We start from the raw sequence: 14,325 nt of genomic DNA, 5'->3' as shown, positions 1-14,325 counted from the left end.
GGGCACTAATCACCCGGCCACGGCACGGGGATGTAGCTCAGTTGGTTAGAGTGCCGGCCTGTCACGCCGGAGGTCGCGGGTTCAAGTCCCGTCATCCTCGCCATCCCGTACCCCTCCATACATCACTGATCGAACCAGCCGCGGGTCGCCCTTCCAGGGGCGATTGCTGCGCTGCGTGCATGGCAGCCGATCGGCCCTTGGCTGCGCTTGCACGCTTGGCGTAACCGCGGGCCGCTACTATGTTCCGCCCGCGCTGCGGTGCGAAGAGCCGTGGCCGAGGACGAGTGGAGCGCATGCAAGGCTATCTGGCGGAATACCTGCCGATCCTGATCTTCATCGCAATCGCCGCAGGCCTGTCCCTCGTGATGATCGTGGCCTCGATGCTGACTGCCCGCCAGCGCCCGGACAGCGAGAAGCTGTCCGCCTACGAGTGCGGCTTCGAGCCGTTCGAGGACGCGCGCGGCCGGTTCGACGTCCGGTACTACCTGGTGGCGATCCTGTTCATCATCTTCGACCTGGAAGTCGCCTTCCTGTTTCCCTGGGCGATCTCGCTCGGAACCATCGGCGTGTTCGGCTTCTGGTCGATGATGTTCTTCCTGTTCGTTCTGACGATCGGCTTCCTCTACGAGTGGAAGAAAGGGGCTCTGGAATGGGACTGACCACGGTGCGCGACCAGACCGGTAGCGCCGTGCCGGCCACGCCCGCCACGCCGCCGGCGCCCACCGACCTGTTCGCCCGGGTCGATGCCGGGCTCAAGGACGAGGGCTTCATCGTCACCAAGCTGACCGACCTCGTGAACTGGGCCAGGTCCGGTTCGATGTGGCCGATGACCTTCGGGCTGGCCTGCTGCGCGGTCGAGATGATGCACACGGCGGCGGCACGCTACGACCTGGACCGGTTCGGCATCGTGTTCCGGCCGAGCCCGCGCCAGTCGGACGTGATGATCGTCGCCGGCACGCTGTGCAACAAGATGGCCCCGGCGCTGCGCAAGGTGTACGACCAGATGGCCGAGCCGCGCTACGTCATCTCCATGGGCAGCTGCGCCAACGGCGGCGGCTATTATCATTATTCTTATTCGGTGGTACGCGGCTGCGACCGGATCGTGCCGGTGGACATCTATGTTCCCGGCTGCCCGCCGACCGCGGAAGCGCTGCTCTATGGCATCATGCAGCTCCAGCGGAAGATCCGTCGGCGCGGCACCATCGACCGTTGATGGATGCGAACGTGAGCGAAGCAACGTCCGAACCCGCCCATGTGCTGGCGCCCCTGCAGGCGCACTGCGCCGAGCTCCTGGGCGACCGCCTGCTCGATGCGCGGATCGCCTATGACGAGCTGACGGTCGAGGTGCCGGCCCAGCGGATCGTCGACGTGCTGACCGTGCTGCGCGATGACCCGGGCTGCCTGTTCAAGGTCCTGCTCGACGTCACCGCAGTCGACCGGCCCGAGAACGAGCAGCGCTTCACCGTGGTCTACCACCTGCTCTCGATGAAGCATAACCGGCGGATCCGGGTGGTGGTGGCGACCGACGAGTTCACGCCGGTGCCGTCCGTGGTGCCGGTGTTCTCGACCGCCAACTGGTTCGAGCGCGAGACCTGGGACATGTACGGGGTGATGTTCTCCGACCATCCCGACCTCAGGCGCCTGCTGACCGACTACGGCTTCGACGGCCACCCGCTGCGCAAGGACTTCCCGCTGACCGGCTATGTCGAGATGCGCTACGATCCCGAGCAGCAGCGCGTCGTCTACGAGCCGGTGAAGCTGCGCCAGGACTTCCGCAGCTTCGACTTCCTCAGCCCGTGGGAAGGCAGCGGCCTGCTCCCGGGTGACGAGAAGGCATCCAACTGACCTGTCGCCGAACGGAGTGACCTGGGGCGATGCCCGAGATCCAGATGCGCAACTTCACCATGAACTTCGGCCCGCAGCATCCTGCGGCCCATGGTGTCTTGCGGCTCGTCCTCGAGATGAACGGCGAGGTGGTGGAGCGGGCCGACCCCCATATCGGCCTCCTGCACCGTGGTACCGAGAAGCTGATCGAGTACCGGCCCTATTTGCAGAGCATCCCCTATTTCGACCGGCTCGACTACTGCTCGATGATGATGCAGGAGCACGCCTACGTGCTCGCGGTCGAGAAGCTGCTCGGCATCGAGGTGCCGCTCCGGGCGCAATATATCCGGGTCCTGTTCTCCGAACTGACCCGGATCATGAACCACCTGCTGAACCTGACCACCATGGCGCTGGACGTCGGCGCCATGACCCCGCTCCTCTGGGGGTTCGAGGAGCGCGAGAAGCTGATGGGCTTCTACGAGGAAGTGTCGGGTTCGCGCATGCACGCGAACTATTTCCGCTTCGGCGGCGTCAACCGCGACCTGCCGGCCGGCCTCGCGGACCGGATCGGTGCCTGGTGCGACTCCTTCGTCCATGTGTTCGACGACATGGACAACCTCCTCACCGAGAACCGGATCTTCAAGCAGCGCACCGTGGACATCGGCAAGTTCACGGTCGAGCAGTGCATGGACTGGGGCTTTTCCGGGCCGATGATCCGGGCCGCCGGCGTGCCGTGGGACCTGCGCAAGGCGCAGCCCTACGACTGCTATGACCGGATGGATTTCGACATCCCGGTCGGCAAGAACGGCGACTGCTACGACCGCTACCTCGTCCGGGTGGCCGAGGTGCGCGAATCGCTGAAGATCATGCGCCAGTGCCTGCGCGAGATGCCGGAAGGGCCGGTGCGGCCGGACGACCGCAAGGTCACCCCGCCGCCGCGCGCCGAGATGAAGCGGTCGATGGAATCGCTCATCCACCACTTCAAGCTCTATACCGAGGGCGTCCACGTTCCCAACGGCGAGGTCTACGCCGCGGTGGAAAGCTCCAAGGGCGAGTTCGGGGTCTACCTGGTGGGCGACGGCACCAACCGGCCGTACAAGTGCAAGATCCGCTCGCCGGGCTATGCGCATCTGCAGGCCCTTGATGCCCTGGGCAAGGGGCACATGCTGGCCGACGTGGTGGCGATCATCGCCGCCATGGATATCGTGTTCGGAGAGATCGACCGGTGAGCAGCGCGGAGCACATCGCCACCCGCCCCTATGGCGCGATGGCCCCGGACGTCGAGACCTTCGCGTTCTCGCCGGAGAACCAGGAGCGGGTCGCACAGATCCGCGCGCGCTATCCGGCCGAACGCCAGCAGAGCGCCATGCTGCCTCTCCTGCAGCTGGCCCAGGACCAGCATGGCGGCTGGCTGCCCAAGGCGGCGATGGACCATGTCGCCGAACTGCTGAACGTGGCGAAGATCCGGGTCTACGAGGTCGCCACCTTCTACGACATGTACAACACCCGGCCGGTGGGACCGATCCAGGTCCGGGTGTGCACGACCACGCCCTGCTGGCTGTGCGGGTCGGACGACATCGTCCGTGCAGCCAAGGACGAGCTGGAGTGCGACATCGGCGAAAGCTCGCCGGATGGCCGCTTCTTCCTGCGCGAGTTCGAGTGCCTGGGTGCGTGTGCCAACGCGCCGGTGCTCTGGGTGGACCAGGACTTCTACGAGGATCTGGACTACGAGAAGGCCCGGGCGGTGCTGGCTGCGCTCAAGCGTGGCGAGACGCCCAAGCCCGGCTCGCAGACCGGCCGCCAGGGGTCCATGCCGGCTGGCGGCAAGACCACGCTGTTCGAGACTGCTGCCGAGTCCCGGTCGGCCAATGACGAGGCGGGTGCCTGATGCTGCGTGACCAGGATCGCATCTTCACCAATCTCTATGGCGAGCACTCGCCCTGGATCGACGGTGCCCGGGCGCGCGGCGACTGGAGCAACACCAAGGACCTGATCCTGCTCGGTCGCGAGGCGATCGTCGACGGGATCAAGAAGTCCGGCCTGCGCGGCCGCGGCGGTGCGGGCTTCCCGACCGGCATGAAGTGGTCCTTCATGCCCAAGCAGTCGGACGGGCCCACCTATCTGGTGGTGAACGCCGACGAGTCGGAGCCCGGCACCTGCAAGGACCGCGAGATCCTGCGCCACGACCCTCACAAGCTGGTGGAAGGCTGCGTGGTCGCAGCGGCGGCCATGGGCTGCACGGCCGGCTACATCTTCATCCGCGGCGAGTTCGTGCGCGAGGCTCAGGCTCTGGAGCGGGCGGTGGCCGAGGCCTATGAGGCGGGCTACCTGGGCAAGGACTGCTGCGGCTCGGGCATGTCCTTCGACCTCTACGTCCATCGCGGGGCGGGCGCCTATATCTGCGGCGAGGAAACGGCGCTGCTGGAAGCGCTGGAGGGCACCAAGGGCCAGCCGCGCCTGAAGCCGCCATTCCCGGCCATGGTCGGCCTCTACGGCCGGCCGACCACGATCAACAACGTCGAATCGATCGCGGTCACGCCCACCATCCTGCGCCGCGGCCCGGAATGGTTCGCGGGGCTCGGCCGGCCGAACAATACCGGCACCAAGATCTTCTGCATTTCCGGGCATGTGAACCGGCCCTGCACGGTCGAGGAACAGCTGGGCATTCCGCTCAAGGAACTGCTGGAGAAGCATTGCGGCGGCGTGCGCGGCGGCTGGAACAACCTGCTGGCGGTGATCCCGGGCGGCTCCTCGGTGCCGCTCCTGCCGAAATCCGTCTGCGACGACGTCTTGATGGATTTTGATTCGCTGCGCGCGGTCACCTCGGGCCTGGGCACGGCCGGCGTGATCGTGATGGACAAGTCGACCGACGTGGTGAAGGCGATCGCCCGGCTGTCCAAGTTCTACATGCACGAATCCTGCGGGCAGTGCACGCCGTGCCGGGAAGGGACCGGCTGGCTGTGGCGCATGATGGAGCGGATGGTGAAGGGCGAGTGCCGCCTGGAGGACATCGACCTCCTGCAGGACGTGACCAAGCAGATCGAGGGCCACACCATCTGCGCGCTGGGCGACGCCGCCGCCTGGCCGGTGCAGGGCCTGATCCGGCATTTCCGGCCGGAACTGGAACGAAGGATCCGCGAGCAGGGCGAAGCCCGGCGGCTGGCGGCTTGAGGACGGGATCGGAACGTTAGTATGCCGAAGCTGACCGTCGACGGGATCGAAGTCGAGGTGCCGGTCGGGTCGACCGTCCTGCAGGCCTGCGAGGCCGCGGGCCGCGAGATCCCGGTGTTCTGCTTCCATCCCAGGCTCAACATCGCCGGCAGCTGCCGGATGTGCCTGGTCGAGATGGAGAAGTCGCCGAAGCCGGTGGCGTCCTGCGCCATGCCGGCCGCCGACGGCATGGTGATCAAGACCGACACGCCGCTGGTGCACAAGGCGCGCCGCGGCGTGCTCGAGTTCCTCCTGATCAACCACCCGCTGGACTGCCCGATCTGCGACCAGGGCGGCGAGTGCGACCTGCAGGACATCACCCTGTTCTACGGGCCGGACCAGTCGCGCTACACCGAGAACAAGCGCCCGGTCGTCGACAAATATCTGGGTCCGCTGGTCTCGACCCACATGACGCGCTGCATCCACTGCACGCGCTGCATCCGCTTCCTCGACGAGGTGGCGGGCGTGGAGGAACTCGGTGCCGTCCAGCGCGGCGAGCACATGGAGATCACCAACTGGATCGAGGCGTCGCTCACCTCGGAACTGCAGGGCAACATCATCGATCTATGCCCGGTGGGCGCGCTGAACTCCAAGCCCTACGAGTACAAGGCCCGCACCTGGGAGCTGCGCAAGACCGAGTCGATCGACGTCTCGGACGCGGTCGGCTCCAACATCCGCGTGGATGCCCGCGGCAACGAGGTAATGCGGATCGTTCCGCGGCTGCACGAGGGGATCAACGAGGAGTGGCTCTCCGACAAGGGCCGCTTCCTTTATGACGGGCTGAAGAAGCGCCGCCTCGACCGGCCGATGGTCCGCCGGGACGGCCAGCTCCAGCCGGCTGACTGGCGCGCCGCCCTGGACGCGGCCGCAGCGCGGCTGAAGGGCACCGCGCCGGAGCGGATCGGCTTCGTGATCGGCGACCTGGTCGATGCCGAGACCATGGTGCTGGTCAAGGAGCTGGCGGCCAGGATCGGCACGCCGAACGTCGACTGCCGCCAGGACGGCAGCAAGCTCGGCTACGGCCCGCGCGCCTCCTGGCTGTTCAACAGCACGATCGAAGGCATCGAACGGGCCGACGCGCTCCTGCTGGTCGGCACCAACCCGCGCCACGAGGCGGCGGTGCTGAACGCCCGGATCCGCAAGCGCACCCGGCAGATCCCGATGCCGGTGGGCCGGATCGGTGCGGCCGGGATCGACCTGACCTACGAGGTCCAGGACCTGGGTGCCGGGGTGCAGACCCTGTCCGACCTGCTGGCCGGCGGCGTCCGCTTCGCCGAGCAGCTGCGCGCCGCGCAGAACCCGATGGTGATCTTGGGCAGCGGCGCCACCGCGCGGGCCGACGGGCTGGCGGTGCTGGAGCTGGCGATGCGGGTCGCCGACGAGTTCGGTGCGATCACCGGGGACTGGAACGGCTTCAACGTCCTCCACCACGCGGCCTCGCGGGTGGCCGGCCTGGATCTGGGCCTGGTGCCGGGGCAGGGCGGGCTGGACGTGGCCGGCATGCTGGCCGGCGGGGTCGACGTCCTGTTCCTGATCGGCGCGGACGAGCTGGACCTGTCCGGGCTCAGCCCCGACGTGCAGGTGATCTACCAGGGCCACCATGGCGACCGCTCGGCACCGCGTGCCGACGTGATCCTGCCGGGTGCCGCCTGGACCGAGAAGCACGGCACCTACGTGAACACCGAGGGCCGGCCGCAGCGGGCCAAGCTCGCGGTCATGCCGCCGGGCGAGGCACGCGAGGACTGGAAGATCCTGCGCGCACTGTCCGACGTGCTGGGCGTGACCGTGCCGCTGGACACGCTGGGTGCGGTGCGGGCGCGGCTGGCCGAGCTGGCCCCGGTCCTGGCGACCCCGGATGTGATCGTGCCGGCGGCCTGGGAGCGGGCGGCGGGGCCGGGCGAGCTCGGGTTCGACCGGGCACCGTTCGTGTCGCCGATCACCGGGTACTACCAGACCAACGCGATCGCCCGGGCATCCGCGGTGATGGCCGAATGCACCAAGCTCCGCCTGGCGGAACACTCGATCAAGGCGACCGGGACCCATGGGTGAGCCCCTCCTCGATGCCGTCTTGCGCATCCTGATCATCGTCGGCCAGATCCTGCTGATCGTGGTGCCGCTCCTGGTGGCCGTGGCCTATCTCACCTATGCCGAGCGCAAGGTGATCGGCGCCATGCAGCTGCGCCAGGGGCCGATGACCACCGGCCCGTTCGGCCTGCTCCAGCCGCTGGCCGATGGCGCGAAGCTGTTCCTCAAGGAAACGGTGATTCCCGCGACCTCCAACAAGGTCGTGTTCATCCTGGCGCCGATGATCACCTTCACGCTGGCCATGATCGGCTGGGCGGTGATCCCGATGGGTGTCGGGCTGGTGATCTCCGACATCAATGTCGGTGTCCTCTACCTGCTGGCGGTGAGCTCGCTGGGTGTGTACGGCATCATCATGGCGGGCTGGGCGTCCAATTCACGCTACGCCTTCCTGGGCGCACTGCGCAGCTCGGCGCAGATGATCTCCTACGAGATCTCGATCGGCCTGATCATCGTGACCGTGCTGCTCTGTGCCGGCTCGCTCAACCTCAGCACGATCGTCGAGGCGCAGCGGGGCCTGTGGTACTTCATCCCGCACTTCCCGATGTTCATGCTGTTCCTCGCTTCGATCCTGGCGGAAACGAACCGGCACCCGTTCGACCTGCCCGAGGACGAGGCGACCCTGGTCACCGGCTACAATGTCGAATACTCGTCGATGGCGTTCGCGCTGTTCTTCCTCGGCGAGTACGCGAACATGATCCTGATGAGCGCCATCGCCTCGATCCTGTTCCTGGGCGGCTGGCTGCCACCCTTCGACATAGCACCCCTGAACTGGGTGCCGGGCCCGATCTGGTTCATCCTCAAGATCTGCCTGGTGCTGTTCGTGTTCATCTGGGCCCGGGCGACGCTGCCGCGCTACCGCTACGACCAGCTCATGCGGCTGGGGTGGAAGGTGTTCCTGCCGCTGTCGCTGCTCTGGGTGGTGCTGACCTCGGGCTTCCTGGTGGCGTTCGACCTGCTGCCGAATTGAGACGGTCGCTCTAAGCGACGACCTTGTTGCCGATTGGATGCGGCGCCGGAACAGCCCCGGAAGAGCGGGCTCCGGCGCCGGTATGGGATGTGGGGATCGACAGGACATGACCGCACTCGACCGGGCGGCACGCACCTTCCTCTGGCAGGAGCTGGTCCAGGGCTTCGCCCTGACTCTGCGCTACATGTTCAAGAAGAAGGTGACGATCAACTATCCCTACGAGAAGGGACCGCTCAGCCCGCGCTTCCGTGGCGAGCACGTCCTGCGCCGCTATCCCAACGGCGAGGAGCGCTGCATCGCCTGCAAGCTGTGTGAGGCGGTCTGTCCGGCCCAGTGCATCGTCATCGAATCGGAGCCGCGCGCGGACGGCAGCCGCCGGACCACCCGCTACGACATCGACATGACCAAGTGCATCTATTGCGGCTTCTGCGAGGAGGCCTGCCCGGTGGATGCGATCGTGCTCGGTCCGAACTTCGAGTTCGCCGCGGAGACGCGCGAAGAGCTGTTCTACAACAAGGCGAAGCTGCTCTCGAACGGCGAGCGCTGGGAGCGCGAGATCGCGGCCAATCTCGCCGCCGATGCGCCGTATCGCTGAACATGCGGTGCGAACGACAAAGACCGGCCGACCCTGGCCTCGTGGTTGGTGAGCGATGACGATCGAACTGGCTCTGTTCTACCTGCTGTCGGCCGTGACGGTCGGGTGTGCCGTGATGGTGATCGCCTCACGCAATCCGGTCCATTCCGTGCTGTTCCTGATCCTGGCCTTCTTCAACTCGGCGGGCCTGTTCCTCCTGCTGGGGGCCGAGTTCCTGGCGATGATCCTGGTGGTCGTCTATGTCGGCGCCGTCGCGGTCCTGTTCCTGTTCGTCGTGATGATGCTCGACGTGAACTTCCGGCGGTTGCGCGAGGGCGCCAGGCTCTACTGGCCGATCGGCGCGCTGGTGGGAGTGATCCTCTTGGCCGAGCTGATCCTGGTCACCGGCAGCTGGGCGTTCGCCGGCGGGTTCCAGACCGCGGCGCCGATCCCGAGCGATCCGGCCGTCACCAACACCGAGGCGCTGGGGCGGGTGATCTATACCGACTATTTCTACCTGTTTCAGGCAGCCGGCGTGATCCTGCTGGTGGCGATCATCGGCGCCATCATGCTGACCCTGCGCCCGCGCGGCACGCTGCGGCGCCAGGACATCGCCGAGCAGGTCCATCGCCGGCCGCAGGACACGGTCGAGTTGCGCAAGGTCGACACCGGGGCAGGCGTGTGATGGCGATACCTCTTTCCCATTTCCTGACGCTGGCCGCGATCCTGTTCACGCTGGGCGTGTTCGGCATCTTCCTGAACCGGAAGAACGTCATCATCATCCTGATGTCGATCGAGCTGATCCTGCTTTCGGTCAACATCAACTTCGTCGCGTTCTCGGCCCACCTGAACGACCTGGTCGGGCAGGTGTTCACGATGTTCGTCCTGACCGTCGCCGCCGCCGAGGCCGCGATCGGGCTGGCGATCGTCGTCGTGTACTTCCGCAACCGCGGCAGTATCGAGGTCGAGGACATCAACCTGATGCGGGGCTGAGCGGGCGATGCTCTACACGATCCTGGTGTTCGCGCCGCTCGTCGGTGCCCTGATCGCCGGCCTGTTCGGCCGCATGATCGGCGACCGCGCGTCGCAGGTGGTGACCTGCGGGTTCATGGCGCTGTCCGCCGCCTGCGCGATCGCGAGCTTCTTTCTCAACATCTATGGTGAGCCGTTCAAGGTCGTCCTGTTCGACTGGATCGTGGTCGGCTCGTTCGACACCCAGTGGGCGCTCCGGATCGACGGGCTGTCCGCCAGCATGATGCTGGTGGTGAGCTTCATCAGCTTCCTGATCCACGTCTACTCGGTCGGCTACATGGCCGAGGACGCGTCGATCCCGCGCTTCATGTCGTACCTGTCGCTGTTCACCTTCGCCATGCTGATGCTGGTGACCAGCGACAACCTCATCCAGCTGTTCTTCGGCTGGGAAGGGGTGGGTGTGGCCTCCTACCTCCTGATCGGCTTCTGGTACGACCGGGCTTCCGCCTGCGCCGCGGCGATGAAGGCATTCATCGTCAACCGGGTGGGCGACTTCGGCCTCGTGCTCGGCATTGCCGCCTGCTACCTCGTGTTCGACAGCGTCCAGTACGACGTGATCTTCGCCAATGCCGCGAAGTTCGCCGACAGCACGATCGTAGTGTTCAGCTACGAGTTCAGCACGCTCACCATCATCGGCGTGCTCCTGTTCATCGGTGCCATGGGCAAGTCGGCGCAGCTCGGCCTGCACACCTGGCTGCCCGACGCGATGGAGGGCCCGACCCCGGTCTCGGCGCTGATCCATGCCGCGACCATGGTGACCGCCGGCGTGTTCCTGGTGGCGCGGTTCAGCCCGCTCTACGAGTACGCGCCGACGGCACTCGCGATGGTCGCCTTCGTCGGCGCCTCCACCGCGTTCTTCGCCGCCACGATCGGCATGGTGCAGAACGACATCAAGCGGGTGATCGCGTACTCGACCTGCTCGCAGCTGGGATACATGTTCTTCGCCTGCGGCGTGTCGGCCTACAGCGCCGGCGTCTTCCACCTGTTTACCCACGCCTTCTTCAAGGCGCTCTTGTTCCTGGGCGCCGGCTCGGTGATCCATGCGATGCACCACGAGCAGGACATGCGGAAGATGGGCGGGATCTGGAACAAGATTCCGATTACCTATGCGATGATGTGGATCGGCTCTTTGGCGCTGATGGGCATCCCGTTCTTCGCCGGCTACTACTCCAAGGACGCGATCCTGGAGGCGGCCTGGGCCTCGCATGCGCCGTTCGCCCACTACGCCTTCTGGCTGGGCATTGGTGCTGCCTTCCTGACCGCCTTCTATTCGGGCCGGCTGCTCTGGCTGACCTTCCACGGCACGCCCCGGGCCGACCATCACACGATGGAGCATGTCCACGAGAGCCCGATGGTCATGCTGGTCCCGCTGTTCTGCCTGGCTGGCGGCGCGCTGTTCGCCGGCTGGCTGGCCCAGGGCATGATCGCGCCCGACGCCGCCTGGTGGAGCGGTGCGATCGTCATGCGCGGGGAGCCCAACATCCTGGAGGAGATGCACCACGTTCCGGCGCTGGTGAAGTTCGCCCCGCTGATCGTGGGCGTGGCCGGGTTCGGCCTGTCCCTGGTGCTCTACCTGCTGGTGCCGAGCGTGCCCGGCCGGATCGCTAGCGCCCTTCGTCCGGTCTACCTGTTCCTGCTGAACAAGTGGTACTTCGACGAGCTCTATGACCGGATCTTCGTCCAGCCGGCCAAGGCGATCGGCGCCGTGTTCTGGCGGGGCGGCGACGGGATGGTGATCGACGGGTTCGGGCCGGACGGGGTGGCGGCCACCACCAACCGCTTCGCGCGGCAGGCGGCCCGGCTCCAGACCGGCTATGTCTACCACTATGCCTTTGCCATGCTGATCGGCGTTGCCGCGCTGGTCACCTGGTACCTGTTCTTCGTGCGCTGAGGGATCTCATGAGCGACTGGCCACTCCTCTCGCTGGTGACGTTCCTCCCGCTCCTGGGGGCAGCGATCATCCTGGTGATCCGCGGTGACGACGAGGTGGTGATCCGCAACGCCCGCAGCGTGGCGCTGTGGACGTCGGGCGTCACCTTCCTCCTGTCCCTGTTCCTGGTGGCGGGTTTCGACCCGGCCCAGCCAGGCTTCCAGTTCGTCGAGCGCGCCCAGTGGCTGCCCGGCCTGGGTGTGGAGTACCATATGGGGATCGACGGGATCTCCTTGTGGTTCATCCCGCTCTCCGCGCTGCTCACCATCCTGGTGGTGCTGGGCTCCTGGTACTCGGTCGAGCACCGGGTCAAGGAGTACATGGTCGCCTTCCTGGTGATGGACAGCCTGATGATCGGCGTGTTCTGCGCGCTCGACATGGTGCTGTTCTACGTGTTCTTCGAGGCGATCCTGATCCCGATGTACCTGATCATCGGCATCTGGGGCGGCCCACGGCGGATCTACGCCTCGTTCAAGTTCTTCCTCTATACGCTGGCCGGCTCGGTCCTGTTCCTGATCGCGATCCTGGCGATCTTCCTCCAGACCGGCACCACCGATCTGGCCATCCTGCAGAATGCCGAGATCCCCTCGTCGATGCAGTACTGGCTGTGGATCGCCATGTTCGCGGCGTTCGCGGTCAAGGTGCCGATGTGGCCGTTCCACACCTGGCTGCCGGACGCCCATGTCGAGGCGCCGACCGGCGGCTCGGTCTTGCTGGCGGGCGTGCTGCTCAAGCTCGGCGGCTACGGCTTCCTGCGCTTCTCGGTGCCGATGCTGCCCGAGGCCTCGGCCTATTTCGCGCCCTTCGTGTTCACGCTCTCCGCCATCGCGGTGGTCTACACCTCGCTGGTGGCGCTGGTGCAGCAGGACATGAAGAAGCTGATCGCCTATTCCTCGGTGGCCCATATGGGCTTGGTGACGATCGGCTGCTTCACGCCCAACGCGCTGGGCATCCAGGGCAGCGTGGTGCAGATGCTCTCCCACGGCGTCGTCTCGGCCGCGCTCTTCATGGTGGTGGGCGTGGTCTATGACCGGATCCACAGCCGCGAAATCTCGCGCTATGGCGGGCTCGCCGACCGGATGCCGTTCTATGCCGTGATCTTCCTGTTCTTCAGCATGGCGTCGGTGGGCCTGCCGGGCACGTCGGGCTTTGTCGGCGAGGTCATGGTCATCGTCGGCGTGTTCCAGGTGAACAGCTGGGTCGCCGCCCTGGCCGCGACCGGCATGATCCTGGGTGCCGCCTACATGCTCTGGCTGTACCGGCGGGTCATCTTCGGCACCATCACCCGGGACGACCTGAAGTCGATCAAGGACCTGCGCTGGAACGAGATCGTGGCCTTCGCGCCGCTCGTGTTCCTGACGCTGTGGCTGGGCATCTACCCGGTCTTCTTCACCCGGCCGATGGAGCCGGCCGTGGCCCAGCTGATCCAGCAGACCCAGACGGTGGACACTGCCGCCGTCGCCGACGAGTGAGCGGCAAGGAACCAGAACCATGACCCCAGCACCGCTCCTCGACCTGATGCCGGCCCTGCCGGAGTTCCTCCTGCTGCTGGCCGGGCTGATCTTCCTGGTGGTCGGCGTCCTGCGCGAACAGGACGGCGTCCGGCTGATCGGCCCCCTGAGCGCGATGGCGCTCCTGATCGCGGCCGCGATCATCCTGGCCTCGGACAAGACGGCGGCCGACACGTTCGGCGGCCACTTCCGGATGGATGCCTTTGCGGCCTTCCTCAAGGTCCTGATCTTCGTCGGCGTGGCCGGCGCCATCCTGGTCGCCCAGAACTATCTGGAAGACGAGCGCATCGCTCGGTTCGAGTTCCCACTGCTGGCATTGTTCGGTGCGCTGGGCATGGCGATGATGGTCTCGGCCAACAGCTTCCTCGCTCTCTACATGAGCCTGGAGCTGCAGAGCCTGTCGGTCTACGTGCTGGCGGCGGGCCATCGCGACACGCTGCGCTCGACCGAGGCCGGCCTGAAATACTTCATCCTGGGCTCGCTCGCGTCCGGCCTGCTGCTCTACGGCATCTCGCTGGTCTATGGCTTCACCGGCACGGTGATGTTCGACCAGATCGGCAGCCTCCTGCGCGATGAGAACGCCTCGCTCTCGGCCGGCGCCTTGGTGGGCTTGGTCTTCATTGCCGCGGGCATCTGCTTCAAGCTGGGCGTGGTGCCGTTCCACATGTGGACGCCCGATGTCTACGAGGGCGCGCCCACGCCGATCGGCGCCTATATCGCCTCGGCACCCAAGCTCGCTGCCATGGGGCTGCTGCTGCGGGTGCTGATCGACCCGTTCGGCGCCTGGGTCGGCCAGTGGCAGCAGATCGTGGTGTTCGTGGCGATCGCGTCGATGCTGCTGGGCGCGTTCGCCGCGATCATGCAGACCAACTTCAAGCGGCTGATGGCCTATTCCGGCATCGCCAATATCGGCTACGCCCTGGTGGGCCTGGCGGCGGGCACGCGCGACGGCGTGGACGGCGTGCTGGTGTTCATGGCGATCTACATGGTCATGACGCTCGGCACGTTCGCCTGCATCCTCGCGATGCGCCGCCAGGGCAGCTATGTCGAGGACATCAGCGAGCTGGCCGGCCTGTCGCGCCGCCAGCCGGTCCTGGCCATGATCCTGACGGTCCTGATGTTCTCGCTGGCCGGCATCCCGCCGACGGCGGGCTTCTTCGGCAAGTTCTACGTCTTCAAGGCGGCCGTCGAC

The 14,325-nt window shown here is 66.4% G+C and carries 14 protein-coding genes and 1 tRNA gene; all 15 read left to right on the top strand.

Translation table 11 applies throughout. The features are described from left to right. The first annotated feature begins 26 nt into the window (after positions 1-26). Positions 27-103, top strand: a tRNA-Asp gene (locus VNS22_RS17690). 190 nt (positions 104-293) lie between these two features. Beyond that, entirely contained in the window at positions 294-659 is a 366-nt protein-coding gene (locus VNS22_RS17685; RefSeq protein WP_325734719.1) for an NADH-quinone oxidoreductase subunit A, read from the top strand. Continuing rightward, positions 650-1,213, top strand: coding sequence for an NADH-quinone oxidoreductase subunit B family protein (locus tag VNS22_RS17680; protein WP_325734717.1), 564 nt, complete (start codon positions 650-652; stop codon positions 1,211-1,213). The genes VNS22_RS17685 and VNS22_RS17680 overlap by 10 nt, the downstream gene beginning before the upstream one ends. Before the next feature lie 11 nt (positions 1,214-1,224). After that, on the top strand, positions 1,225-1,845 hold the full coding sequence (locus VNS22_RS17675) for an NADH-quinone oxidoreductase subunit C (RefSeq protein WP_325734715.1): 621 nt from the start codon (positions 1,225-1,227) through the stop codon (positions 1,843-1,845). Between the two features lie 29 nt (positions 1,846-1,874). Further along, positions 1,875-3,053 carry an NADH-quinone oxidoreductase subunit D gene (locus VNS22_RS17670; RefSeq protein WP_325734713.1) on the top strand — a complete coding sequence of 393 codons (1,179 nt, stop codon included), beginning with the start codon at positions 1,875-1,877 and terminating at the stop codon, positions 3,051-3,053. A gap of 38 nt (positions 3,054-3,091) precedes the next feature. Next, positions 3,092-3,712, top strand: coding sequence for an NADH-quinone oxidoreductase subunit NuoE (gene nuoE, locus VNS22_RS17665; RefSeq protein ID WP_414653376.1), 621 nt, complete (start codon positions 3,092-3,094; stop codon positions 3,710-3,712). Continuing rightward, on the top strand, positions 3,712-4,995 hold the full coding sequence (gene nuoF / locus VNS22_RS17660; protein WP_325734710.1) for an NADH-quinone oxidoreductase subunit NuoF: 1,284 nt from the start codon (positions 3,712-3,714) through the stop codon (positions 4,993-4,995). The genes nuoE and nuoF overlap by 1 nt, the downstream gene beginning before the upstream one ends. Before the next feature lie 21 nt (positions 4,996-5,016). Beyond that, positions 5,017-7,083: an NADH-quinone oxidoreductase subunit NuoG gene (gene nuoG / locus VNS22_RS17655; RefSeq protein WP_325734708.1), complete on the top strand. Its 2,067-nt coding sequence runs from the start codon at positions 5,017-5,019 to the stop codon at positions 7,081-7,083. Next, positions 7,076-8,086 carry an NADH-quinone oxidoreductase subunit NuoH gene (gene nuoH, locus VNS22_RS17650; protein ID WP_325734706.1) on the top strand — a complete coding sequence of 337 codons (1,011 nt, stop codon included), beginning with the start codon at positions 7,076-7,078 and terminating at the stop codon, positions 8,084-8,086. Before nuoG ends, nuoH begins: the two co-directional genes overlap by 8 nt. A gap of 106 nt (positions 8,087-8,192) precedes the next feature. Next, positions 8,193-8,681: an NADH-quinone oxidoreductase subunit NuoI gene (nuoI, locus tag VNS22_RS17645; RefSeq protein ID WP_325734704.1), complete on the top strand. Its 489-nt coding sequence runs from the start codon at positions 8,193-8,195 to the stop codon at positions 8,679-8,681. 55 nt (positions 8,682-8,736) lie between these two features. Continuing rightward, positions 8,737-9,345: an NADH-quinone oxidoreductase subunit J gene (locus tag VNS22_RS17640; RefSeq protein ID WP_325734702.1), complete on the top strand. Its 609-nt coding sequence runs from the start codon at positions 8,737-8,739 to the stop codon at positions 9,343-9,345. Next, positions 9,345-9,653, top strand: coding sequence for an NADH-quinone oxidoreductase subunit NuoK (gene nuoK / locus VNS22_RS17635; RefSeq protein WP_159713111.1), 309 nt, complete (start codon positions 9,345-9,347; stop codon positions 9,651-9,653). The genes VNS22_RS17640 and nuoK overlap by 1 nt, the downstream gene beginning before the upstream one ends. A gap of 7 nt (positions 9,654-9,660) precedes the next feature. Beyond that, positions 9,661-11,583 (top strand): NADH-quinone oxidoreductase subunit L, encoded by a 1,923-nt coding sequence (gene nuoL, locus VNS22_RS17630; protein WP_325734701.1) that lies wholly within the window; start codon positions 9,661-9,663, stop codon positions 11,581-11,583. An 8-nt stretch (positions 11,584-11,591) separates the two neighbouring features. Continuing rightward, complete coding sequence (locus VNS22_RS17625; RefSeq protein WP_325734699.1) at positions 11,592-13,094, top strand: NADH-quinone oxidoreductase subunit M; 1,503 nt, start codon at positions 11,592-11,594, stop codon at positions 13,092-13,094. A 19-nt stretch (positions 13,095-13,113) separates the two neighbouring features. Then, a partial coding sequence (gene nuoN / locus VNS22_RS17620) for an NADH-quinone oxidoreductase subunit NuoN (protein WP_325734698.1) occupies positions 13,114-14,325 on the top strand: 1,212 nt, incomplete at its 3' end.

This window comes from Geminicoccus sp. (assembly GCF_035556675.1).
Lineage (GTDB): Bacteria > Pseudomonadota > Alphaproteobacteria > Geminicoccales > Geminicoccaceae > Geminicoccus.
The sequence above is the reverse complement of the archived record's forward strand: the minus strand, read 5'-3'. Positions and strand labels throughout refer to the sequence as shown.

Coding starts and splice junctions, on each gene's coding strand:
- VNS22_RS17685 (WP_325734719.1), top strand. CDS start 294: ATGCAAGGCTATCTGGCGGAATACCTGCCGATCCTGATCTTCATCGCA.
- VNS22_RS17680 (WP_325734717.1), top strand. CDS start 650: ATGGGACTGACCACGGTGCGCGACCAGACCGGTAGCGCCGTGCCGGCC.
- VNS22_RS17670 (WP_325734713.1), top strand. CDS start 1,875: ATGCCCGAGATCCAGATGCGCAACTTCACCATGAACTTCGGCCCGCAG.
- nuoE (WP_414653376.1), top strand. CDS start 3,092: ATGGCCCCGGACGTCGAGACCTTCGCGTTCTCGCCGGAGAACCAGGAG.
- nuoF (WP_325734710.1), top strand. CDS start 3,712: ATGCTGCGTGACCAGGATCGCATCTTCACCAATCTCTATGGCGAGCAC.
- nuoG (WP_325734708.1), top strand. CDS start 5,017: ATGCCGAAGCTGACCGTCGACGGGATCGAAGTCGAGGTGCCGGTCGGG.
- nuoH (WP_325734706.1), top strand. CDS start 7,076: ATGGGTGAGCCCCTCCTCGATGCCGTCTTGCGCATCCTGATCATCGTC.
- nuoI (WP_325734704.1), top strand. CDS start 8,193: ATGACCGCACTCGACCGGGCGGCACGCACCTTCCTCTGGCAGGAGCTG.
- VNS22_RS17640 (WP_325734702.1), top strand. CDS start 8,737: ATGACGATCGAACTGGCTCTGTTCTACCTGCTGTCGGCCGTGACGGTC.
- nuoK (WP_159713111.1), top strand. CDS start 9,345: ATGGCGATACCTCTTTCCCATTTCCTGACGCTGGCCGCGATCCTGTTC.
- nuoL (WP_325734701.1), top strand. CDS start 9,661: ATGCTCTACACGATCCTGGTGTTCGCGCCGCTCGTCGGTGCCCTGATC.
- VNS22_RS17625 (WP_325734699.1), top strand. CDS start 11,592: ATGAGCGACTGGCCACTCCTCTCGCTGGTGACGTTCCTCCCGCTCCTG.